This window comes from Marinobacter algicola DG893, assembly GCF_000170835.1.
Classification (GTDB): Bacteria; Pseudomonadota; Gammaproteobacteria; order Pseudomonadales; family Oleiphilaceae; genus Marinobacter; species Marinobacter algicola.
This window is the reverse complement of sequence record NZ_ABCP01000015.1, coordinates 39,626-61,502: the sequence shown is the minus strand read 5'-3', so window position 1 is coordinate 61,502 and position 21,877 is coordinate 39,626. Positions and strand designations below refer to the sequence as shown.

Sequence of the window (21,877 nt, the reverse complement as noted above, 5' to 3'; positions counted from 1 at the left end):
GTAACGCATGGCGCTTGATGCCGATGAAGAGATCCTGCAGGACTTCCTTGTTGAAGCAGGCGAGATACTCGAAAAGCTGTCGGAGCAACTGGTCGACCTGGAACAAAACCCGGACGACAGTGATCTGCTCAACGCCATCTTCCGGGGCTTTCACACCGTAAAGGGCGGTGCGGGGTTCCTGCAGCTCGACGCCCTGGTGAACTGCTGCCATTCTGCGGAAAACGTCTTCGATATCTTGCGTAACCACAAGCGCAAGGTGGATTCCGAGTTGATGGACGTGGTGCTGGAAGCCCTGGACCACGTCAACGCCATGTTCGAGCAGGTTCGTCACCACGAGGAACCGACGCCAGCTCCAGAGGAACTGATCGCCGCCCTGGACGCGCTGGCACAGCCGGCAGGGGAGCCGGCGCCAGCAAACGCAGCGGTCGCCAGCGAAGAACAGAACGGGAGCGACGAAGCCGGTTCCGGAGACGATGGCGGTGATATTACCGACGACGAATTCGAGCGTTTGCTGGATGCCCTGGAAGAGGAAAAGAGCAGCGCCCCGGATTCCAGTGGCGACGCCAATGAATCTTCAAGCGGTGATGGAGGAAGCGGAGACGACATCTCCGATGATGAATTCGAGGCACTGCTGGACCAATTGCATGGCAAAGGCCAGTTTTCGGGCCCGCCTGAATCCGGCAAGGCAGCCCCTGACAGTCAGGATACCTCGGCCGCCAAAGTCGCTGGAGATGAAGCCAGTGACAGCAAGGGTGGGGACGATCTGATTTCGGACGACGAGTTCGAAAAACTGCTGGACGACCTACACGGCAAGGGTGGCAGCCCCACCGCGGAAACTGCCAAGTCTACCCCTCCGCCTGCTGCGAAGCAGCCTGCGGCCAAATCAGTGGATGCCAAGACTGACAAATCCCCCCAGCCGGCCGGTAAGCCCGAAAAAGCGCCAGCGGAAAATGGCAAGGCAGGCGTAACGCCCGCGATGCCGGCACGGGACGCGAATGCACCCGTGGCCGAAACGTCGGTACGGGTGGACACAAAGCGCCTGGACGACATCATGAACATGGTGGGTGAACTGGTGCTGGTGCGTAACCGATTGCAGCGTCTGGGCGCCCAGAGTGAAGACGAGCATATGCACAAAGCCGTCTCTAACCTGGACGTTGTGACCACCGACCTCCAGTCCGCGGTGATGGCAACGCGAATGCAGCCCATCAAGAAAGTGTTTGGTCGTTTCCCGCGGGTGGTTCGCGATCTGGCTCGAAGCCTGAAAAAAGAAATCAACCTTGAAATGCATGGCGAAGAAACCGACCTGGACAAAAACCTGGTAGAGGCGCTGTCCGATCCTCTGGTCCATCTTGTTCGCAACTCGGTTGATCACGGTATCGAGGCGCCCGATGTTCGAGAAAAGGCGGGCAAGCCTCGCCAGGGTCGTGTCACTTTGTCTGCCGAGCAGGAAGGGGACCATATCTTGTTGTCCATCGAAGACGACGGTGCCGGCATGGATCCGGATGTGCTGCGCCGCAAAGCGGTCGAGAAGGGCATCTACGAACAGGATGCAGCCGATCGACTGACCAACACCGAGTGCTACAACCTGATTTTTGCCGCCGGGTTCTCCACCAAGGAGCAGATATCCGATGTGTCCGGTCGTGGCGTTGGTATGGACGTGGTGAAAACCAAGATCAGCCAGCTCAACGGGCAATTGAGCGTGGAGTCGGAGCTGGGCAAAGGGTCGCGCATCGTCATCAAGGTGCCGTTGACCCTGGCTATCATGCCCACTCTGATGATCATGCTTGGCGACCAATCCTTCGCGCTGCCACTGGTGAACGTGGTCGAAATTTTCCATCTGGACCTCAGCAAGAAGAACATAGTGGACGGCCGCGAATGCATCGTGGTTCGAGACAAAGTTTTCCCGTTGTTCCACATCAAGCGATGGCTGGTTAAAGGCGCGGCTGGGCAGCCGGAGCCAGAAAATGCCCACGTGGTTATCGTGGCGATGGGGACGCGGCGTGTCGGCTTCGTGGTTGATCAGCTGATTGGGCAGGAAGAGGTGGTGATCAAACCCCTGGGCCGGGCCCTGCAGGGAACGCCGGGTATGGCGGGTGCAACCATCACTGGCGACGGTCGTATTGCACTCATAATTGATGTTCCGAGCCTGCTGCAGAACTACGGCAAATAACATTGCGGCAGGCCCAGGTTTAGGAGAAATGGATGACGGTTTCTGTCCTGGTCGTTGATGATTCAGGTTTTTTCCGCAAGCGACTGACGGAAATCCTGACCGCTTCCGGTCAGATCAAGGTGGTTGGCGTGGCTACCAATGGGCGCGAAGGCGTCGAGCTGGCTGAAAAGCTGAAGCCCGACGTCATCACCATGGACTACGAGATGCCCGTCATGGACGGTATTAGCGCCGTCCGTGAGATCATGAAGCGACATCCGGCGCCGGTATTGATGTTCTCCTCCCTCACCTACGAGGGTGCCCGGGTGACCCTGGATGCTCTTGAGGCAGGTGCCGTTGATTTCCTGCCCAAGAACTTTGAGGAAATTGCCCGGGATTCCAGTCAACTTCAAAAAATACTCATTGAGCGCGTACTGGATGTCGCTGGCAGCCGCCCCGGTGCAAAACCGTCGGCGCCGCCTCCCAAGGCACCGCCGCCTTCGTCCCGCAGCTCAGCACCGGCCAGGCGCAGCGTGCCCGAGCGGCCGGCGGTGCCGGGCAGACCTTTTCGCCCTAGCGCCCCTGAATCTGAAGCCCCGGCCCGTCGTCCGATTCGCCGCGGGCCGGCGAAGCACTACAGTGTGGTTGCCATCGGCACGTCCACCGGCGGCCCGGTAGCTCTCCAACGTGTACTGACGGCGTTGCCGGCCGGGTTCCCCGCGCCCGTGGTTCTCGTGCAGCATATGCCGGCCAGTTTTACCCCGGCGTTTGCCGAACGGCTGAACAAGCTATGCCAGATTGAGGTGCGCCAGGCTGAAGACGGCGACATGTTGAAGCCGGGCCTGGCGTTGCTTGCCCCCGGGGGCAAGCAGATGATGATTGAAAACCGGGGCGGTCAAGGCAGGGTCAGAATTCTTCCCGGAGATGACCGGCTTAACTACAAGCCCTGTGTGGATGTGACGTTCGGCTCTCTGGCCCGGAGTTTTCCCGGCAAGACCCTGGGCCTGATCCTCACGGGCATGGGCTCGGATGGAAAGGAAGGTTGTCGCCTGATGAAGCAGTCAGGCTCCGATATCTGGTCCCAGGACGAAAAGACGTCGGTGATCTACGGGATGCCCATGGCCGTTGCCAAGGCCGGGTTGTCCGATGAAATCCTCGCGCTCGATGACATTGGTACCCGCCTGGCAGATGGGGTGAGCTGATGGACATTCTCAGCCTGCTGGGCGTCATTCTGGCCTTTGTGGCGATTCTCGGTGGAAACCTGTTGGAAGGCGGCGCCATCAGTTCGCTGTTCAACGGCCCGGCTGCGCTGATCGTCATTGGTGGTACGCTCGCAGCCACTATCCTTCAGACCTCCTGGCCACTGTTAAAGCGGGCTTTTTCCCAGGTGCGCTGGGTGTTCTTTCCACCCTACATCAGCCTGGAAGATGGTATCGGCAAGGTCATTGACTGGAGCGTCAAGGCTCGTAAGCAGGGGTTGCTGGGTTTGGAAGGGTTGGCAGAGAAAGAATCTGAACGCTTTGCCCGGAAAGGGCTGCAACTGCTGGTGGACGGCGCCGAGACAGAAACCATCCGAAGCATCATGGAGGTGGACCTGGAGTCCCGTGAACAGCGGGATCTGGAATCTGCCCGGGTGTTCGAGGCCATGGGTGGCTATTCGCCCACCATTGGTATCATTGGCGCGGTGATGGGGCTGATTCAGGTGATGACCAACCTCGAAGACCCCCAATCACTTGGCAGCGGTATCGCTACCGCATTCGTGGCTACCATCTACGGTGTGGCTCTGGCCAACCTGCTGTTCTTCCCGGTTGCCAACAAGTTACGTGGCATTCTGCGGGAACGCACCCGTTATGAAGACATGATGATTGACGGCATCATCGCCATTGCCGATGGCGAGAACCCTAAATCCATTGAGCTGCGCCTACGGGGCTTCCTGTAGTGTCGGCACCAGCGCCAGGGGTAAGCTGATGAGACGACGCAGGCGGCAGGATGACGATCTTCACAACAAGGAACGCTGGCTGATTTCCTACGCCGACTTCATCACCTTGTTGTTCGCTTTCTTCGTCGTGATGTATTCCGTGTCATCGGTGAACGAGGGCAAGTACAAGGTGCTGTCCGAAACTCTGACAGGCGTCTTCAATGCCCCTCAGCGCTCCTTTCAGCCTATCGAAGTGGGTGACCAGTCCCGACGTTCGACGCCGCAGGCTGCGGAGGACGTGATTAATCCGCCGGTGACTGAAGCTCCGCAGAACCCCTCCATGAATGCAGAAGGGCGCACCGAGGCGCTGCGCGCCATGGCGGACCAGTTGGCTTTGGAATTTGACGAACTGATCAATCAGGGGGTGGTAACCCTGGAAACCAGCGATGAGTGGTTGGAGCTGAGTCTCCGCAACAGCCTGCTCTTCGGCAGCGGGGATGCCGAGCCCCATTACGATGCTTTCGATGTGGTGGAGAAAATTGCCGCTGTACTCCGCAACCGGGATAACGCTATCCGGGTGGAGGGCTTCACGGATAACCGCCCGATCAACACCAGTGCCTTTCCTTCCAACTGGGAGCTTTCCGCCGCGCGGTCAGCGGCGGTTGTGCGCATGTTGTCGATGGAGGGGGTTGAGGCCGAGCGGCTGGCCGCCGTGGGTTACGGTGAGCATCAGCCGGTGGCCCGCAACGACACCGAGGAAGGCCGCCGTCGCAATCGCCGCGTGGTCCTGCTGATCTCCCGCGATGCCAGTATCCGTGGAGCGATGCGATAACACCTTTCCTATCATCACGTTGCGCAGTCATGGCGGAAGGTGCCTATAGGCGAGTTGGCACAATATCTGTATTAACGTCTGTACATCTTTAGACCCCGGCAAGCTCTTGCCGGATTGTTTTCAAGTTGAACGGATCGTGGCCGATAACACGGTGTACGTGCGACGTTTCCGGAACGGGTATTTCTGGAGAATCAGTGTGGTGACGAGGTTGGCGATGAACTTGGTGATGGATATGGAGTGCACAGCGTGCGCATCTGGGCAGTAGCCAATCAAAAGGGCGGTGTGGGCAAAACCACATCGGTTGTCGCCTTGGGTGGCCTGCTGGCCGAGAATGGTAAGCGAGTGCTGGTGGTCGACCTGGACCCCCATGGCTCATTGACCAGTTGGTTTGGATACGACCCGGATACCATCGCCCACAGTGTGTTCGACCTGTTCCAGCATCAGGGCAAAGTGCCGGATGGTCTGCCGGCCCAGTTGATTACCGAAACCAGCTGTCCGGGGCTATCCCTGTTGCCGGCCAGCACAGCGCTGGCAACTCTTGAGCGGAGAATGGTCGGTGTTGAGGGCATGGGGCTGATTGTATCCCGGGCTCTGACCCAGTTGTGGGACGATTTCGACTACGTCCTGCTGGACAATACGCCCTCGCTGGGCGTGCTGATGGTGAACGCGCTTGCCGCTGCACAACACCTGATCATTCCGGTTCAGACCGAGTTTCTCGCTATCAAGGGCCTCGAGCGGATGCTACACACGCTCACAATGATCATGCGCTCCCAGAAGAACCAGCTTTCCTACACCATTGTGCCAACGCTTTTTGATCGGCGTACTCAAGCATCGGTGAAAAGTCTTAACCAGTTACGGAAGACCCACAGCGATACGCTATGGCGCTTCGCCATTCCAGTGGACACCAAGTTCCGCGATGCCAGCCAGGCCGGTATTACGCCATCATCCATGGATGCTGAAACCCATGGTGTTCGGGGATATGCCCGTCTGCTGAGTGATCTACAGGAAATAACACGCTCGGTGGCGGAGCGCCGGCATGGCTGACAAAAAAATGACACAGGTGGCGGACCCTAGCTCCGCCATCGCCAGCTATCTGGACGAACTGCTGCATACGGCGACGGATAGTGCCCTGCGTGAGGAACCGGAACCGCCAAAACCGGTGGCTCGTGAACGCACTCGCATCGCGCCGAAGCCCGCGCCTGTTGTGGCCCGTCCGGTCGCGGAGGCGAAGTCTGAGTTGCGAAAGCCGGAAACACCGGCCCCGGTGGCAGAAAAAGCACCGGAGGTGGAGTCGCCCCCGGTTGAGCACAAACAGGTCGCCGATATTCCGTCGCCTCCTGAGGTGGAGCCCCCGGGGCGACCGGAATGGTCAGACAAACCGTTCGAATGCCTGATCTTCACGGTGGCTGGGCTGCAACTGGCGGTGCCGTTGATACTGCTTGGCGCCATTCATCGAATAGAAGAGCCGGTGAAGCCGATCCCCGGTAGCCCCCGCTGGTATATGGGCATGCGCCCGGACCGGGACCGTAATCTCAGAGTGGTGGATACGGCGGAATGGATTATGGCGGGGCGGGCACCGGCGGACGCACGGGATAACTATCGCTTCGTGATCCGACTGGATAGCAGTGAATGGGGGTTGGCCTGTGACGATGTCGCGCAGTCGTTTACCCTGAAACCGGATGAAGTACGCTGGCGCACGGCCCGTAGCAAGCGGCCTTGGCTGGCGGGTACGGTCATCGACCACATGTGCGCACTGATTGATGTTAAAACCATGGCGGACTTGCTGGTCCGGGCTGAGCGGGAACACCACCTCGACCTGAGCTAGCAATTTCCGGTTACCGAATGAAACCGTGCTCTGCTGGCACGGTTTGTGCCCTGAACTATAGTATTGGGCACTGATGATGAATTTTTGACGATCAGGCTGCCCGCCGGGCAGCCGAACAGGAGATACAAGGCTATGGCATCCCCGAGCGGACAGCAAAATCAGGCCCAGGATGATCAGGTACTGCAGTACGTGACCTTCAGGCTGGATGACGAAACCTATGGCATTGACGTCATGCAGATTCAGGAAGTGTTGCGATACACCGAGATTGCGCCGGTTCCAGGTGCCCCGGATTATGTTCTGGGCATTATCAATCTGCGGGGCAATGTGGTCACCGTTATCGACACCCGCCGTCGCTTTGGCCTGGCGGATGCGGAAGTCACTGACGCGACACGCATTGTGGTAATGGAGTCGTCGAACCAGGTGATGGGTATCCTGGTGGATTCGGTTGCCGAGGTGGTGTACCTGAAAGCCAGTGAAATCGAGACCGCGCCCAACGTGGGGAACGAGGAAAGCGCCAAGTTCATCCAGGGTGTGTGTAACAAGAACGGCGAACTGATCATATTGGTCGAGTTCGACAAGATGTTGTCAGACCATGAATGGGCTGAAATCTCCTCACTGTAATGCCGGCTTTGGCCGGACAGCAGGCTGGATGGACGCCCCGTGGTTTCAACGAACCGAGGACGTCCATCATGTTTGCAGAAATCTCTTCCCTGGCCCCGTGGCTCCTGACAGCCGCTGCCCTGTGCCTACTGTTTGCCCAGGGTATGATGCTACGCCGTGAAAACCGAAAACTTCGGGAGCAAATGAAAGAACGCTGCGAAACCCTTGGCCGCGAGCTCCACGCAACAGCCAGTGGCAGTATGGGGGTTGGGCAGCGAGTGGTCACCTGCGAGCGCCAGCTTCATGAATTGCGCGGTATGCTTGACGAAATGCGCCAGAACGATCCGTTGAGGATTTCCTACGATGAGGCCTCAAGGTTAGTGGACCTGGGGGCGGATATCGACGACCTGATGAATACCTGTGGCATTTCACGGCCGGAAGCCGAACTGGTATCAGCGCTCCGCAAGCGCCAGGCGGCCTGACCTAAGGGTTTATCTGTCTAACCTTCACGGGGCCGTCCGGCGTCCTCTGGCGTACGGCCCTGAAGGTTGAAGGCAAAGGCAAGAATTTCAGCCACCACCCGGTAGAGTGTTTCCGGGATTTCGTCGTTCAATTCCAGTCGCGCCAGTATGCTGGCCAGCTCCGGATTTTCGTACAGCGGCACATTATGCTCACGGGCAATGCGGATGATTTCCTCCGCCAGTTCGTGGGTACCGCTCGCCGCAATGACCGGGGCTCGCTCGCCATCGTATTTCAGTGCCACCGCCGCCGGTGAATCTGTGTTCTGATGATCTTTGCTCATACCCGCGTGTCCACCAGCCGGTGCTCAAGACGGGTGTTTGCACCCCTTGGTGTCCCTCGCCGGCACTCCAGGTCCACCACATCCAGGCCGATATCCGAAAGGCCCTTTCGTAATTGCGGCAGATCTTCCCGCACCTGACGCAGCGTAGACTGCTTCTCCGCCCACACCTGCGCAGACACCTGATCTTGCCGCAGTGATACATCAAAATGCAAAGGCCCGGCTTCGTCCAGGTCCATGGCCAGTGAAAGACGCCACTCCGTTGCCCGGGGGGTGCCAGAGGTTTTCTGGCCGCTGTCTGCCGGATCCTGTTCGATTCGCAACTGGGCGATCCGTGGTTCGTTGTTGGGGTTCAGCCAGGGGAGCTCAAGCAGCATGGTTGATACCGGTGTTGGCGCCTCGGCGGTGGTCCGTGTGGAGAGTATCTGGCTGTGTAACTGATTCACGGTAATACGATTGAGCATGCCGGCCAGCAGCCTGAGCATTTGCCCAACCGTGGGTTCGGCAGACCCCTGTGGTGGCGGAGGTGGAAACGTATTGGGGAACTGAAGCGGTGCCTGCACCAGTTCCGGACTTGCCAGCGGTGTAAAGCGGTTGAAGGCGTCGGGGCCGCTCCCCTGTTGTGCGAGCAAGGCGGTAATCACCCGGCCGATAGCCAGCTTGAGATCGGGTAGGGCGGCCTGGGGCGCTCTCGCCAGCCGCGATTCGGCGAACAGCCCGCTTTCCTCGACCCACTGCCGCAACTGGCCGGCCGCACCGGGTTGAGTTCCGGCACCTGGCGTCAGTGACTGGCTGGACGGCAGCCGTGATATCAGTTGTTCAATAGCCTGCCTCACCGGCTGGGGAAGTGGCTGTGGTGGATTGTTGATGGGGGTTCCAGTGGGCGCAACGCTGTCGGGTCTCGCACCGCCGGTCAGCGTTGTCAGAATTCTGGCAAGGCCGGCATCAACGGACTGTTGCCAGGGCAGGCGCTGCGCCAGCGCCCGGGAGATCGTGGTTTCCGGCGTCTGGGCCAGCTTACCCATCAGTTGCAGTTCATTACCCGCACGCATGACTTTGACCCAGTCACCGGTTTCAAGGGACGTGTCGCCAATGGCCGCCTGAACGGTCAGCGACTGGCCACGAATCTCCAACAACAATTGCGCGCCGGCAGAGGACTGGCGGTTGATCACTTCTGCCACCCGAGCGAGTGTTGCCTCGCGATTGGCAAGCTTGAGCTGGTCAAGCTGCACACGGGCGGAGGCCGCATCCAGCGCTGCCGAAGGTTGTCCGCCGGCTGGCCGATGAACGATCGGCGCCGGTGACTCGGTTTTAGGTGGTGGTGTAGGGTTACCGTTTGGTAATTTCATTGCCACTGATTTGATGTCAGACAAGAGTATTCCAGAGGCGCTTTCGCTATAATACGCCCCGCCGGTAAGTATTGCCTTTCCGAACGTCTGAACCCGCCGGGTCAGTAATGTGTACACCAGCTCTGGGGCCCCGATGTCTGAGCCGTTACTACAGGCTGTCAATCTGCAGTGTGAGCGTGATGACCGGATACTGTTCCGGGACCTCTCTGTCTCCATACTGCCCGGTACTCTGACCCGTGTCGAGGGGCCTAACGGCTCTGGCAAGACCACGTTGCTTAGAATTCTTGCCGGATTGAACGACAGTTACAGTGGTGACATGCTCTGGCGCGGCAGGCCTCGTCATACCTACCGGGAGGAATTCCTCCGCAATATGCTCTACCTCGGCCATCGCCCGGGTATCAAACCGTTGCTCACCCCCATGGAAAATCTCCGCACCCTGATGGCCGGGCGTCGGTATGTTACCGATAAGGTGCTCTGGCAGGCATTGGAAGGCACTGGCCTGGGTGGCTTCCAGAATGTACCCAGTCGTAATTTGTCCGCCGGGCAGCAGCGTCGGGTGGCGCTCGCCAGGTTGCTGGTTGCGGATGAACCCCTGTGGATTCTGGATGAGATATTCACCGCCATTGATATCCACGGTGTGGCTGCCTTGGAGCGATTGCTGGTGGAGCGTGTCGCAAGTGGTGGTGCGATTGTGGTGACCACGCACCACGATTTTAATCTGCCCTCGATGCACCGAGTTACCCTGGGGGGGCGTCATGACCATGGCCTCTGAAACCAAGCTTCCTGTTCGTACGTCGGAGGAGTCGGTAAGTGCGTTGTCGGCCATGAAAGCCGTATTCTCGCGGGATCTGAAAACCGCCTTTCGTCAGCCCCAGGATCTGCTCAATCCGTTACTGTTTTTCGTCATGGTCGTAACGCTTTTTCCCCTTGGAGTTAGCCCCGAAGTCTCATTCCTGAGAGAGGCGGGTAGCGGTATCCTGTGGGTTGCGGCCTTGCTGTCCGTGTTATTGTCACTGGATCATCTTTACCGTCATGATTTTGATGACGGCACGCTTGAACAACTGGTACTGCAACCCCAGCCGCTGTTTTTGTTGGTACTGGCGAAGTCATTGGCCCATTGGGTGCTCACTGGCCTGCCATTGGTGATGCTGGCGCCTGTTCTGGGGGTGATGGTGCACCTCGAGGGGAACTCTGTTGCCATTCTGTGTCTAACGCTGCTGATCGGCACACCGGTCCTCAGCTTGATCGGTTCCATTGGAGCGGCCTTGACCCTCGGATTGAGATCGGCAGGCGTGCTCTTGTCCCTGCTGATCATTCCGCTGTACATTCCGGTGCTGATTTTTGGCACAGGCACGGTAATGGCTGCGTCTGAGAGCGCGCCGGTGGGTGGACAGCTCGCGTTGATGGGGGCGTTTCTGGTGTTGGCGCTGACACTGGCGCCGTTCGCATCGGCGGCGGCCCTTAGGATCAGTCTGTCCAACAGTTAAAGGTAAAAAGGTAACAACCTGATGTGGCAAATCTTTCACAAGCTGGGGTCGCCAAAATGGTTCTTCGGCATTGCCTCAACACTGATGCCCTGGCTGCTTGTGGCGGGGGCAGCCCTGTTGATGACCGGTATTGTCTGGGGGTTGGTGTTTGCGCCACAGGATTACCTGCAAGGTAACAGCTACCGCATTATTTTCATCCACGTACCGTCTGCGTTTCTGGCCCAGTCGGTGTACATCATGATGGCCGTTGCGGCGCTGGTTACGCTGGTTTGGCGTATGAAACTGGCCGATGTCTTCGTCACGGCTGTGGCACCGGTTGGGGCAGTGCTGACCTTCCTGGCCCTGTTTACCGGCGCGGTGTGGGGAAAACCCACCTGGGGAACCTGGTGGATCTGGGATGCCCGGCTTACTTCGATGTTGATCCTGCTGTTTCTTTATTTTGGGGTGATGGCGCTGGGAGCGGCCATCTCTGACGAGAAATCCTCGGCACGTGCCGTTGCCGTGCTGGTACTGGTAGGGGTGGTCAATATACCGATCATCAAGTATTCCGTGGAGTGGTGGAATACTCTGCACCAGCCCGCGACATTCAAGCTCACGGAAAAGCCCAGTATGCCCGCGGAAATGTGGGTGCCCCTGTTGCTTTCGGTATTAGGGCTTTATCTGATATTTGGCTGGCTCGCCTGTCTGCGTATGCAGACCCACATACTGGCGCGAGAAGGGCGCACACGCTGGGTAAAAGAACTGGTTCAGGCACGGGAGAACTGACGCAATGGCCTTCGACTCTTTTAGTGCTTTTCTGGCAATGGATGGCCACGGCCCGTACGTCTGGACCTGCTATGCGGTGTTTTTTCTGCTGATGGGAGTCATGACGTGGTGGTCGCTGCGTCAGCGGCGGGCCGTGATCGCGCAACAGCGACGCCGCATGGCTCCCACTCCGTCAGCCGATGAGCGCCCGGCGGCGGCCAGCTTTACCCGAATTGAATCTTCACAAGACTGACTGGTATATCAAACATGCACCCGATCCGAAAAAAACGGCTCACCATTGTCCTTTTTCTCCTTGTCGGGGTGTCGGTGGCCGTGGCCCTGACGACCTACGCGCTGCGGCAGAATATCAACCTGTTTTACGACCCAAGCCAAATTGCCGCTGGCGAAGCGCCGGTGGACGTCCGCATCCGTGCCGGCGGCATGGTGGAAGAAGGGACTGTGCAGCGTGATCCGGAAAGCCTGAAAGTGGAGTTCAAGGTAACGGACTTTACCTCATCGGTATTGGTGGAATACACCGGCATCCTGCCGGACCTGTTTGCCGAAGGGCAGGGTGTTGTCGCCATGGGGCGCATGGACGGTAATGGCCGTTTTGTCGCGGACCAGGTGCTGGCAAAGCACGATGAGAACTATATGCCACCGGAAGTGAACGAAGCCCTGGAAAAGGCCGCCGGCAAGCGGGCTGCCATGCCTGGGGCAACCGGTGAATCCAGCGCCGGTTACTAGCGTTGCTCGCCCACGTTTAAGAGAGTTGGAGAATCCTGATGTTTCCGGAACTCGGACAGATCACACTGATACTCGCGCTGTTGCTGGCAGTGCTCCTTTCCGTGGTCCCCCTCGTGGGCTCGGTGACGGGGCGTGACCAGCTGCTGGCCTTCGCCCGGCCATTGTCTGCGGGCCTGTTTGTTTTCGTTGCCCTGGCTTTTGGTCTCCTGACCCACGCCTTCGTGACCGATGACTTCTCCGTGGCCTATGTCGCCAACAACAGCAATAGCATGTTGCCCTGGTACTACAAATTCAGTGCGGTTTGGGGCGGCCATGAAGGCTCACTGTTGCTCTGGGTACTGATGCTCGTTGGCTGGACGCTGGCCGTCGCCGTGTTCAGCCGACGCCTGCCGTCGGTGATGGTGTCCCAGGTGTTGTCGGTACTTGGTATGGTCACGGTGGGCTTTCTGCTGTTTACCATCATGACCTCCAACCCCTTCGATCGTACGCTTCCCAACGTGCCGGCCGATGGCGCCGACCTGAACCCGCTGTTGCAGGATTTCGGGCTGATTGTGCATCCACCCATGTTGTACATGGGGTATGTGGGCTTCTCCGTGGCCTTTGCCTTTGCCATTGCCGCGCTGATCAATGGCAAACTGGATGCGGCCTGGGCTCGCTGGTCTCGCCCCTGGACCACGGTGGCCTGGGCTTTCCTTTCCCTGGGTATTGCCCTGGGTAGCTGGTGGGCCTACTACGAACTGGGTTGGGGCGGCTGGTGGTTCTGGGACCCGGTCGAGAACGCCTCGCTGCTGCCCTGGTTGTCGGGAACGGCGCTGATGCACAGTCTGGCCGTCACCGAGAAGCGCGGCGTATTCAAGAGTTGGACCGTGCTGTTGGCTATCGTTACCTTCGCCCTGAGCCTGCTGGGAACCTTCCTGGTGCGTTCCGGGGTGCTGACCTCTGTCCACGCCTTCGCCTCAGACCCCGACCGGGGGACATTTCTGCTGGCGCTACTGGCGATTACGATTGTTTCGAGCCTGACCCTGTACGCGTTCAGGGCGCCGGTGGTGCATGTGCGCTCCCGTTACGGCAGCCTGTCCCGTGAAATCTTCCTGCTGATGAACAATGTGTTGTTGGTTGCCGCAACCCTGTTGGTGTTGGTGGGGACTCTTTATCCATTGGTTCTGGACTACCTGGACATGGGGCGGCTATCCATCGGTGAACCCTTCTTCAACCTGACCTTCAGCCCCCTTGGAATTGCCGCCGGCTTGCTGTTGGGGGCAGGCATATTCTCCCGCTGGAAGAAAACCGACGGCGGCTGGCTGGGCCGTAAACTGCTGTGGCCGTTGGCTGTCAGTATGATCGGGACCAGTGCTGTGCTGGTTGGGTACGGCACGTTCGAGCCCTGGGCGTTTGGGGGCCTGTTCTCAGCGATGTGGATTACGGTGGCCACCTTTTGGGATCTCTGGGAAAAGTCCGGGTCGCGGAAGGGGCGCCTCCACGGCCTCAGGCGTCAATCTCGCAGTTACTACGGCATGGTGTTCGGGCATCTGGGGCTGGCCATCACTATGGCCGGTGCGACGGTTGCTTCCAATTACGGTATCGAGCGGGATGTTCGTATGTCGCCCGGTGACACAGCGATGGTGGGGGATTATCGGGTGGCATTTGCGGAGATTGGCAACCGACGGGGACAGAATTTCACCGCGGAGTACGGGCGTTTTGAGGTTTACGATTCGGATGGCGGCCTGATATCCACGCTTTATCCCGAGAAGCGCCAGTACATGGTTCAGCGCAACACCATGACCGAGGCCGGTATTGACGGCGGCCTGTTCCGGGATATTTTTGTTGCCATAGGTGAGCGGGTGTCTGACGACGCCTGGGCGATACGGCTTCAATACAAGCCGCTGGTCCGCTGGTTGTGGCTAGGGGCGCTGTTTATGGCTGCCGGTGGCTTCCTGGCCATTTCGGATCGTCGCTATCGCATTCGCGACAAGGTTGCGGAAAACGGCAAGGCCAAGGCACCGAATGCAGGTGATGAGCGCGGCGCAGACCCGGCAGGAGCGGTGTCATGAAGCGGCTGCTGCTGTTCACGCCGTTGATCCTCGCTGTGGTACTCGGCGTGGTCCTGTTCGCCGGTATCGGCAAGGACCCCAACAAGCTGGAGTCGGCGCTGATCGGCAAACCGGTGCCCGAGTTTTTGTTGACGGATCTCCACAACGAGAGCCGCGAACTAAGCAGTGAGGTTTTTGAGGGGCAGGTGTCCCTGTTGAACGTCTGGGGTACGTGGTGCCCGGCCTGCCGGGATGAGCATGGTGATCTGGTCTGGCTGGCGGAAGAGAAAGGTGTTCGCATCGTTGGCCTTAACTATAAGGACAACCGTGACGACGCCCTGGTCTGGCTGGATCGGTTGGGCGACCCGTATCAGGTGTCGATCTACGATCCCCGTGGCAGCCTCGGGTTTGACCTGGGGGTTTATGGTGCGCCGGAAACCTATGTCATTGATGCCGATGGTATTGTGCGTTACCGCCACGTTGGCGTGGTCAACGAAAAAGTATGGGAGCAGGACATCAAGCCCATCGTCGACCGGTTCAGGGAGAAGATCTGATGTGGCGCCCGGTGTTTGCATGGCTGTTGCTGATGGCGATTGCGCCGATATCCGCGGCGGATGCCCGCGACGTATACGGGTTCGATACGCAGGCGCAGGAGCAGAGGTTCCAGACCCTGATTTCGGAGTTGCGTTGCCCGAAGTGCCAGAACCAGAACATCGCCGATTCCAATGCGCCGATTTCCAAGGACATGCGCGACGAGGTGTACCGGATGATGTCTGATGGCGCCAGCAACGAGGAAATTGTCGGAGCGCTGGTCGACCGCTTTGGTGAGTTCGTGCGCTACAAGCCCGAAGTGGATAGCCGCACCATCCTGCTGTGGGCAACGCCGGCCATTGTGGTTCTGGGTGGCCTGATGGTGGTGGCGGGGATTGTGATCCGCTCCCGCAGGGCCGGTCAGAACGAGTCGCCCCTAACCGACGAAGAGCGTGCACGGGCATCCGCCATGCTCGATGGCGATGACTCCAGCCGTACCTGATTTTAAACAACACTCTTTCTCAACCGGATTAATGACCGTTCTATGACACAGACCTTCTGGCTGACGGCCGCTGTATTAATTTTACTTGCCCTGGCGTTTGTGGTGGCGCCGTTGTTCCTGCATCGTTCCGGCCGGCGGGCAGAGATGGACCTGCGCAACCAGAACCTGCTGGCCTATCGAAGCCGAATGGCGGAACTGGATCGCGAGTTCGATGCTGGCGCGCTGGACGAGGAAAGCTATCAACAACTCCGGGAAGAACTGGCCGGCAGCATGCTTGATGATGTCCCGGATGCCGAACGTGGCGTCATTGATTCACCGGACCGGGCCAGGGGCGGGAAAAGTGCTGTAGTTATTGCGATTGCCAGCCTCGCGGTTATTCCCGCCGCTGCGGTATACCTGTACGGACAGTGGGGCGCCATGGACGACGTTGAGCAGTTCCGCGCCATGCAGGAAATGATGGCAGCCGACAGCGATCGCCTGGGCCAGATGCAGAAGCTGACCTCCCAGCTTCGCGAGCGGTTGGAGGACAATCCGGAGAACACAGAGGGCTGGGCCATGCTGGGGCGCAGCTATATGCGCATTGAGCAGTATGAGGATGCGGCTTGGGCCTTCGAACGGCTGGCAGAGAGTATTGAGGACGATGAGAATGGCAAAGCCGTCGCCTGGGGATTGTCAGCCCAGGCTGCGTTTTTCCTGAGTGAGGGTGATCTCAACCCGGAAGTGTCGAACGCCATTGAAAAGGCCAGGTCGCTCAATCCCGACGAGGTCAATTCCCTTGGCTTGCTCGGTATCCATGCATTCAGCCAGCAGAACTTTGAGGAGGCGATCCGGTATTGGGAGCGCATCGTGTCGGTGGCGCCCAATCATCCCCAGATTGCGTCCATCCGCCAGGGCATTGAGCAGGCCTACCAGCGCCTGGGTCGGGAGATGCCACAGGAGCAGCCGTCAGAGGTATCCGGGGCCGGCGTAACCGTCCGGGTGGAAATAGAGGAAGCATTCCGGGGTGAGATTCCTGACGACACCACCCTGTTTGTTCTGGCGCGTCGGGCGGACGTCCAGGGCGGTCCACCTCTGGCGGTGGCACGGCTGAGTGCAGGCCAGCTGCCGATGGAGATCCGGTTGGACGACCGCTTCAATATGTCCGCGGGTGCAAAACTGTCGGAGGCGGGTGAAGTGCGCCTGCAAGCTCGACTGTCGCGCTCTGGCAACGCCAGGCCACAAGCAGGTGACTGGCAGGGCGAGGTGGATCAGCCGGTGCCAGTGGGTGAAGGCGAAAACGGGCCTGTCACCCTGTTGATTGACACCCAGCTGGTGCAGTAATTGTTCACCGGCTGGTGCTCAGGCCCTGTGGGTAGAGCGGCGGTAGCTGATCCCCGGTGGCTGATTCACTGGCGGTCCCGCGCACGCGGATCAGCGCAGCGACAAGCCGTTCTCCCTGCCAGGGCTCTTGTGTGGCCGATTCACCGGGTGTCCCGAATAATCGCTGTTGAAGCTGTTCGATCTCGGCGGCCAGTTCCGTGTCGTCCAGAAACCGGTTCACGTCCGTTACGCTTTGGAAAGTGCGCTCCGTATGCCGTTGAGACATCCAGCGAACAAGCAGATCGGTCGTCTTGGGTGATCCCGCCTGTGCTGCCTCGCACAGGTCGCGGAATAGCACCTTTTCCCGGTTGTCTCCCTGACTCGCCACGACCTTGCCAGCATTGGTGCGACGCCTGCTGTACCACCAGGCCGCCAATGTGATCAGCCATCCTACCACAACGGCCAGGGTGGCCATGGGCCAGAATTCGGCACCGGACTCATTGTCAGGCTCAGCTGATGCCCGGCCATTGTTGGTCTCCGTAACCGCTTCCGAGCCGCCTTCCGGGTTGCTGGGCGCCGAGTCGATCTGGCCGGGAATTCCCTCGACGACCAGTGTATGTGCTGGAATAACCGCTACTTTTTCGCTGTCGCTTTCAGTATCCCACCAGGGAATCCGGATTTCGGGCAATGTTAACTTTCCAGGCTGCACCGGTACCAGTGCCGTGGTCTGGGTCAGTGTCGAGGTCAGCCCTTCGGCGCCAGGTGTGGTTGTGCGCTCGGGCTTTTCCGGGTAGGCCCGTATGCCATCGGGCACCCGTTCCGGAAATGGAGGCAGGGATTCGGCAGGCAGGCCCTCCGCCCGTATGGTGAGGCTCCTGGTAAGGTTCTGGCCCGCTGTCAGATTCTGGTTCCGTGGCAGTCCGGACTGATCCAGCTCCAGCGTGCGGGCGGGCAACCAGGTGTCTCCGCTGAATTCAGCTGGCACACCTTTGACGGTGATATCAAACAGGTTGGCGCTGTCGCGGAGAAACTTCAATTGGCCCTGTTCATTGCGGGCCTGGCCCTCAAAACGGATGGGCTGCAGGCTGAGTTGTCCCTCTTTCTGGGGAAACAGTGCGTAACGGCGCTCAACCACACGATATCGAACACCGTCCCGGTAGCGAGTGTACTCGCTCTGCTTGCCCAGCGATTCGACAATGGCATTCGGGTGCTCCGGTTCGGAGAGCTCGCCGCGAATGAGGTTGCCGGTGAAAAACAGCTTGATGGTGAGCACCAGCTGTTCCTGAACGTACACTTCGTCCTTGTCTGCGGCCAGCTCGATAAAGCTGTCTCTCTGGGCGTCGCTCTCCTGGTCGGGTGGGGTGCCGCTGATAACCTCGATGGTGACGGGGGTTGAACGGGAGTCGCGGAAGGTCAGGGGCGGAATGGTCAGCTCACCGGTTTTTTTGGGCGCGAGCTGGTACGTCCATGTGATCTCGCCCACCATCTCATTGTTGACGGTGCGGATGGAGTATTGCTGGTTGCGGGCGAGAATCTCGAAGTCGTCTTCTACCTTTTCAATGTCCGGTTTTGGCAGGCTCGACAAGTCGAAGTCGAACAGGTTTCCCAGATTGATATCGATTTTGGTACTGCCCTTGACGCTCAGGGTAAGTACTTCGCCCTCGTAAAGGCGGGTTCTGTCGGGTTCGACGGTCAGATCGTTGGCTGCCATGGCCGGCCCCGCCATGGTGACAAGCAGCAGTATCAGAATAAACGGACCGGTCAACCGGCTTACCATGGTGTATCGCCCTCGTCAGATGGTGTTTCTCGTTCCTGGTATTGTTGCAGGAATTTGCGCCTCAACAGGCCGCCCGGGTTATCGGGCACACGCCGGAGCCATTGTTCCTGCCCTTGGGTCAGTGGGGAAGTATCCAGCTCCGCCGGTGCCCTGGATGCCTGTCCGTCGCTCTCAGCAGAGTCGCCTTCCTGGCGTTGTTGATCGCCCTCCGCCTGTTTTTCCTCTTCATCGCTTTGGCCGTTCTGCTGGCTATCCTGTGGCTCGTTGTTCTGCTGTCCATTCTGTTGGTTGTCAGGCTGGTTCTGCCCCGCCTGATCCGACGGGTCGCCGCCCTGATTCCGGGTATCCGACCCATTCTGTGAGTTCTGCTGGTTACCCTGCTGCTGTTGATCGCCCTCCTGGTCTGACGATTCACTGCCGTCCCCGCTGGATTGGTTCTGTTGCTGCTCCAGCAGCTGTTTTACCAAGTCACGGTTGAACAAGGCGTCTTCATGCCCAGGTTGCTTCGCCAGCACATTCTCGTAGGCCTTGAGGGCTTCCTCCAGTTTGCCGGCACGGGCCAGGGCGTTGCCGCGGTTGTAGCTTGCCCTGGGTGTGTCTTCACTGGCGAACGCGCCCGCTGCGGACTCATACTCCCCCGAGCGATAGAGTGCGCTGCCACGCCACTGGGGATTGTCGAGAATCCTGGCTGCCCGTTCCGGGTCTTCTTTGATCAGCGCGGGTGCACGCTGATCCTCCCGGGACCAAAGGGCGTCCCAGTCCATGGCCATTGCGGGACGTGGGGTGAGGGGCAAAAGTGTTACCAGTACCGCCACCATGGCACCGCGACGCCAGCCGAGCAATGCCAGTGGCGCGGCCAGCCACAATAGCCAGTAGCCGTCATCCTGCCAGCGGTTGACCGTCAGGTCGCGCTCGCTGTCTTGCCAGTTGTCCGAGTCGATGGGGCGAAGCTCCAGGCTGCGGATGTCCTCGTCTGTAATGGTCAGGCTATGGCTGTCACCACCACTGCTTTTCGCCAGTTCCGCCATGCCTGCGGGATCCGCACGGGTAATCACGATGTCGCCGCCATCACGAATGAATCCCTGGCGTGCCAGGGGTATTGGGCCGCCCTCTGAAGTACCAACGGTCAGGGTGCTGAGCGCGAACCGGCTGCCCGTAAGGGTATCGTTGATGCGGGGAAAGTAACGCTCGTCCACATTGTCTGCAATCAGTAACAGTCTTCCTGTTCCCGGGGCGCCCTGTTCCAACAGGTCGAGGCCACGTTGTATGCCGAGATCGGTTCGGTTTCCGGCAGCGGGCATGATCACCGGTTCGAGTACGTCCAGCATGCCCTCGATGGTATTGCGGTCATCCGTCAGCGGTGTGACTGCATGCGCGTCTGCGGCGTAGACCACCAGGGCCGTCAGGCTGCCCTGCCGTGCCTTCAAAATATCGCGTATCTTGCGCTTGGCGACGGTCAGGCGGTCGGGTGTTACATCGGTGGCAAGCATTGACAGCGACAGGTCCAGCACGATGACGAGGCTGTCATTCTGTTGTTGCAGTGGCGTGGGTGCCTTGCGCCACGACGGGCCGGCAAGGGCAACGGCAAGCACCACAATTGCGGCAACGACCGGCAATACGGGCGAGCGTTTTTGATCGCCCGCGGCACCGGACTGGCTGATCAGTGGGCGTAGCAGTTGCGGCGGTATCACGCGGCTCCAGCCACTGTCGCTCTGGCGGACGCGTTTGAATACCAGCGGCAGGAAAAGGGCGACAAGAAGCAACAGCAGCCAAAGTGGGCGCAGGAAGTGAAAATCAGCCATGGTTTCCTACCCGTGCGTTGTTTCTGGTTTCAAGCCGGTTGCTGGCGACTCTGGCGCCCTGGAGTAGCAGCCAGATCAGGACCGCAATCCCGGCAGGCCAGACGTACAGTTCAGTCACCGGACGATAGTGCTTGCCTTCCAGTTCGATGGGTTCGAGCTGGTTGATGCTTTCGTAGATCAGTTCCAGCTCAGGCAGGCTGCGGGCCCGAAAGTATTCACCGCCGGTCTGTTGGGCAATTCGCGTCAGTAATCCCTCATCGAGGTCGCGGGATGGGTTGACCCGGCGCGAGCCGAGCAGCCCACGCTGGACCATGGTTTCGGCACCGATACCGATGGTATAGATGCGTACGCCGGCGGCTTTTGCTATCTCCGCCGCCTTGTCTGGCGCGATCTCACCAGCGGTGTTGGCGCCATCGGTCAGCAGGATCACCACGCGTTGTTCCTGGGGACGATCACGAAGGCGCTTGACCGCCAGACCAAGGGCGTCGCCGATCGCCGTGGCCCGCCCGGCCATGCCGATACCTGCCTCGTGCAGCAGCGTGCGAACGGTGGCGAGGTCAAAGGTCAGCGGCGCCTGGATATAGGGCTCTGTACCGAACAACAGCAGCCCCAGGCGGTCACCTTCACGGCGCTGGATAAAGTCATCCAGCACGCGCTTCACCGCCTGTAGTCGGTTTATGCTGCGGCCCTGGATGACCATGTCCTGTTCATCCATTGACGGGGAAATATCCACCGCAAGAAGCAGGTCACGGCCGCTGACTGGCAACTGTACCTGTTCGCCGACGTGTTGGGGGCGTGCCAGGGCCACGACCAACAACAGCCAGATCAATAACAGTGCCAGTTGCTGCCAAAGGGGGGCGTGGCTGCCGCTACGGCTGACGCCCGGAAGGTCCGACAACCAATGCCCGACCGGGAAAACCGGTGCCTCCACAGCCTGAGCGCTGCGCTTGCGTAAACGGATAATCAGGGGCACCAGAGCCAGTAACAGGGCCCATGGAAACGCAAGGCTCAGCATTTCTGACCTCCCAGCCAAACACGGGCAAAGGCGACAGCATCACTGGTATGGCACTCGGGGGTCGGTTGCCAACTGCTGTTCACCATGGCTTCCACCACCGGGCGTGAGGCAATGCGATCTTTCGGGCTGGTTTCCAGAAGAAAGCGAACCCAGGGTTCGCCGGACAGGGATTCCGGGAGGCGTTCAGGGTAGCGGATACGCGCGGCTTGTTTCAGTAGAGCGTTCAGCGCGCCGAACCATTGGCTGTTGGGTGTTGCGGCCTGCTCCAGTCGGTTCAATTCTGTATTGGCGGTTTTCAGCCAGCGGTTTTTGCGCCGTTTTCGCTGGATCAGCACAAATGCCAGAATGCCCAGCGCAATCGCAATGGCCATTAACAGCCACCAACCGGGCGCCGGTGGCCAGAAGCCTCCGGATTGGGGCAGGTGAATGTCTCTGAGCTGGCTCAGTGGGTCCTGTTCCATCATGGGGTCTTTGCGG

General features: G+C 59.4%; 23 protein-coding genes. 17 read left to right on the top strand and 6 right to left on the bottom strand.

Going from position 1 to position 21,877, the window contains the following annotated elements; genetic code table 11:
- Positions 1-7 precede the first annotated feature (7 nt).
- From MDG893_RS11460 to MDG893_RS11425, 8 genes are all read left to right on the top strand, one after another.
- Positions 8-2,170: a chemotaxis protein CheA gene (locus tag MDG893_RS11460; protein ID WP_007153954.1), complete on the top strand. Its 2,163-nt coding sequence runs from the start codon at positions 8-10 to the stop codon at positions 2,168-2,170.
- 32 nt (positions 2,171-2,202) lie between these two features.
- A complete protein-coding gene (locus MDG893_RS11455) occupies positions 2,203-3,348 on the top strand; it encodes a protein-glutamate methylesterase/protein-glutamine glutaminase (RefSeq protein ID WP_007153953.1) in 1,146 nt (381 codons plus the stop codon).
- A complete protein-coding gene (locus MDG893_RS11450; protein ID WP_007153952.1) occupies positions 3,348-4,085 on the top strand; it encodes a flagellar motor protein in 738 nt (245 codons plus the stop codon). Before MDG893_RS11455 ends, MDG893_RS11450 begins: the two co-directional genes overlap by 1 nt.
- Before the next feature lie 28 nt (positions 4,086-4,113).
- Positions 4,114-4,896: a flagellar motor protein MotD gene (gene motD, locus MDG893_RS11445; RefSeq protein ID WP_007153951.1), complete on the top strand. Its 783-nt coding sequence runs from the start codon at positions 4,114-4,116 to the stop codon at positions 4,894-4,896.
- Positions 4,897-5,142: 246 nt separating this feature from the next.
- Complete coding sequence (locus MDG893_RS11440) at positions 5,143-5,940, top strand: ParA family protein (protein ID WP_007153950.1); 798 nt, start codon at positions 5,143-5,145, stop codon at positions 5,938-5,940.
- A complete protein-coding gene (locus MDG893_RS11435; protein ID WP_007153949.1) occupies positions 5,933-6,721 on the top strand; it encodes a chemotaxis protein CheW in 789 nt (262 codons plus the stop codon). The genes MDG893_RS11440 and MDG893_RS11435 overlap by 8 nt, the downstream gene beginning before the upstream one ends.
- Positions 6,722-6,853: 132 nt before the next feature.
- Positions 6,854-7,342, top strand: coding sequence for a chemotaxis protein CheW (locus MDG893_RS11430; RefSeq protein WP_007153948.1), 489 nt, complete (start codon positions 6,854-6,856; stop codon positions 7,340-7,342).
- A 68-nt stretch (positions 7,343-7,410) separates the two neighbouring features.
- Positions 7,411-7,803 (top strand): DUF2802 domain-containing protein, encoded by a 393-nt coding sequence (locus tag MDG893_RS11425; RefSeq protein WP_007153947.1) that lies wholly within the window; start codon positions 7,411-7,413, stop codon positions 7,801-7,803.
- A 17-nt stretch (positions 7,804-7,820) separates the two neighbouring features.
- Here the strand turns inward: MDG893_RS11425 and MDG893_RS11420 are convergent, their stop codons facing one another.
- The gene (locus tag MDG893_RS11420; RefSeq protein ID WP_007153946.1) at positions 7,821-8,123 is read right to left on the bottom strand and encodes an EscU/YscU/HrcU family type III secretion system export apparatus switch protein; all 303 of its coding nucleotides are present in this window, start codon (positions 8,121-8,123) and stop codon (positions 7,821-7,823) included.
- Positions 8,120-9,469 (bottom strand): flagellar hook-length control protein FliK, encoded by a 1,350-nt coding sequence (gene fliK, locus MDG893_RS11415; RefSeq protein ID WP_040474538.1) that lies wholly within the window; start codon positions 9,467-9,469, stop codon positions 8,120-8,122. Before fliK ends, MDG893_RS11420 begins: the two co-directional genes overlap by 4 nt.
- A gap of 133 nt (positions 9,470-9,602) precedes the next feature.
- Here fliK and ccmA point away from each other — a divergent pair, with 133 nt between their 5' ends.
- From ccmA to ccmI, 9 genes are read left to right on the top strand one after another with little or no spacing between them, the layout of a single operon-like run.
- Entirely contained in the window at positions 9,603-10,241 is a 639-nt protein-coding gene (ccmA, locus tag MDG893_RS11410) for a cytochrome c biogenesis heme-transporting ATPase CcmA (protein ID WP_007153944.1), read from the top strand.
- Positions 10,225-10,956: a heme exporter protein CcmB gene (gene ccmB, locus MDG893_RS11405; protein ID WP_007153943.1), complete on the top strand. Its 732-nt coding sequence runs from the start codon at positions 10,225-10,227 to the stop codon at positions 10,954-10,956. Before ccmA ends, ccmB begins: the two co-directional genes overlap by 17 nt.
- Before the next feature lie 18 nt (positions 10,957-10,974).
- A complete protein-coding gene (gene ccmC, locus MDG893_RS11400; protein WP_279625877.1) occupies positions 10,975-11,721 on the top strand; it encodes a heme ABC transporter permease CcmC in 747 nt (248 codons plus the stop codon).
- Positions 11,722-11,725: 4 nt separating this feature from the next.
- Positions 11,726-11,953, top strand: coding sequence for a heme exporter protein CcmD (gene ccmD / locus MDG893_RS11395; RefSeq protein WP_007153941.1), 228 nt, complete (start codon positions 11,726-11,728; stop codon positions 11,951-11,953).
- Between the two features lie 14 nt (positions 11,954-11,967).
- Positions 11,968-12,444 (top strand): cytochrome c maturation protein CcmE, encoded by a 477-nt coding sequence (ccmE, locus tag MDG893_RS11390; protein WP_007153940.1) that lies wholly within the window; start codon positions 11,968-11,970, stop codon positions 12,442-12,444.
- A 38-nt stretch (positions 12,445-12,482) separates the two neighbouring features.
- Positions 12,483-14,495: a heme lyase CcmF/NrfE family subunit gene (locus MDG893_RS11385; protein ID WP_007153939.1), complete on the top strand. Its 2,013-nt coding sequence runs from the start codon at positions 12,483-12,485 to the stop codon at positions 14,493-14,495.
- Complete coding sequence (locus MDG893_RS11380) at positions 14,492-15,028, top strand: DsbE family thiol:disulfide interchange protein (protein WP_007153938.1); 537 nt, start codon at positions 14,492-14,494, stop codon at positions 15,026-15,028. The genes MDG893_RS11385 and MDG893_RS11380 overlap by 4 nt, the downstream gene beginning before the upstream one ends.
- The gene (locus MDG893_RS11375) at positions 15,028-15,507 is read left to right on the top strand and encodes a cytochrome c-type biogenesis protein (RefSeq protein ID WP_007153937.1); all 480 of its coding nucleotides are present in this window, start codon (positions 15,028-15,030) and stop codon (positions 15,505-15,507) included. Before MDG893_RS11380 ends, MDG893_RS11375 begins: the two co-directional genes overlap by 1 nt.
- A gap of 42 nt (positions 15,508-15,549) precedes the next feature.
- The gene (ccmI, locus tag MDG893_RS11370; RefSeq protein ID WP_007153936.1) at positions 15,550-16,827 is read left to right on the top strand and encodes a c-type cytochrome biogenesis protein CcmI; all 1,278 of its coding nucleotides are present in this window, start codon (positions 15,550-15,552) and stop codon (positions 16,825-16,827) included.
- A 4-nt stretch (positions 16,828-16,831) separates the two neighbouring features.
- Here the strand turns inward: ccmI and MDG893_RS11365 are convergent, their stop codons facing one another.
- From MDG893_RS11365 to MDG893_RS11350, 4 genes are read right to left on the bottom strand one after another with little or no spacing between them, the layout of a single operon-like run.
- Entirely contained in the window at positions 16,832-18,583 is a 1,752-nt protein-coding gene (locus MDG893_RS11365; RefSeq protein WP_007153935.1) for a BatD family protein, read from the bottom strand.
- Positions 18,577-20,385 (bottom strand): vWA domain-containing protein, encoded by a 1,809-nt coding sequence (locus MDG893_RS11360; protein ID WP_007153934.1) that lies wholly within the window; start codon positions 20,383-20,385, stop codon positions 18,577-18,579. Before MDG893_RS11360 ends, MDG893_RS11365 begins: the two co-directional genes overlap by 7 nt.
- Positions 20,378-21,400, bottom strand: coding sequence for a vWA domain-containing protein (locus tag MDG893_RS11355; protein WP_007153933.1), 1,023 nt, complete (start codon positions 21,398-21,400; stop codon positions 20,378-20,380). Before MDG893_RS11355 ends, MDG893_RS11360 begins: the two co-directional genes overlap by 8 nt.
- A complete protein-coding gene (locus MDG893_RS11350; RefSeq protein WP_007153932.1) occupies positions 21,394-21,864 on the bottom strand; it encodes a DUF4381 domain-containing protein in 471 nt (156 codons plus the stop codon). Before MDG893_RS11350 ends, MDG893_RS11355 begins: the two co-directional genes overlap by 7 nt.
- Between the last annotated feature and the right edge of the window lie 13 nt (positions 21,865-21,877).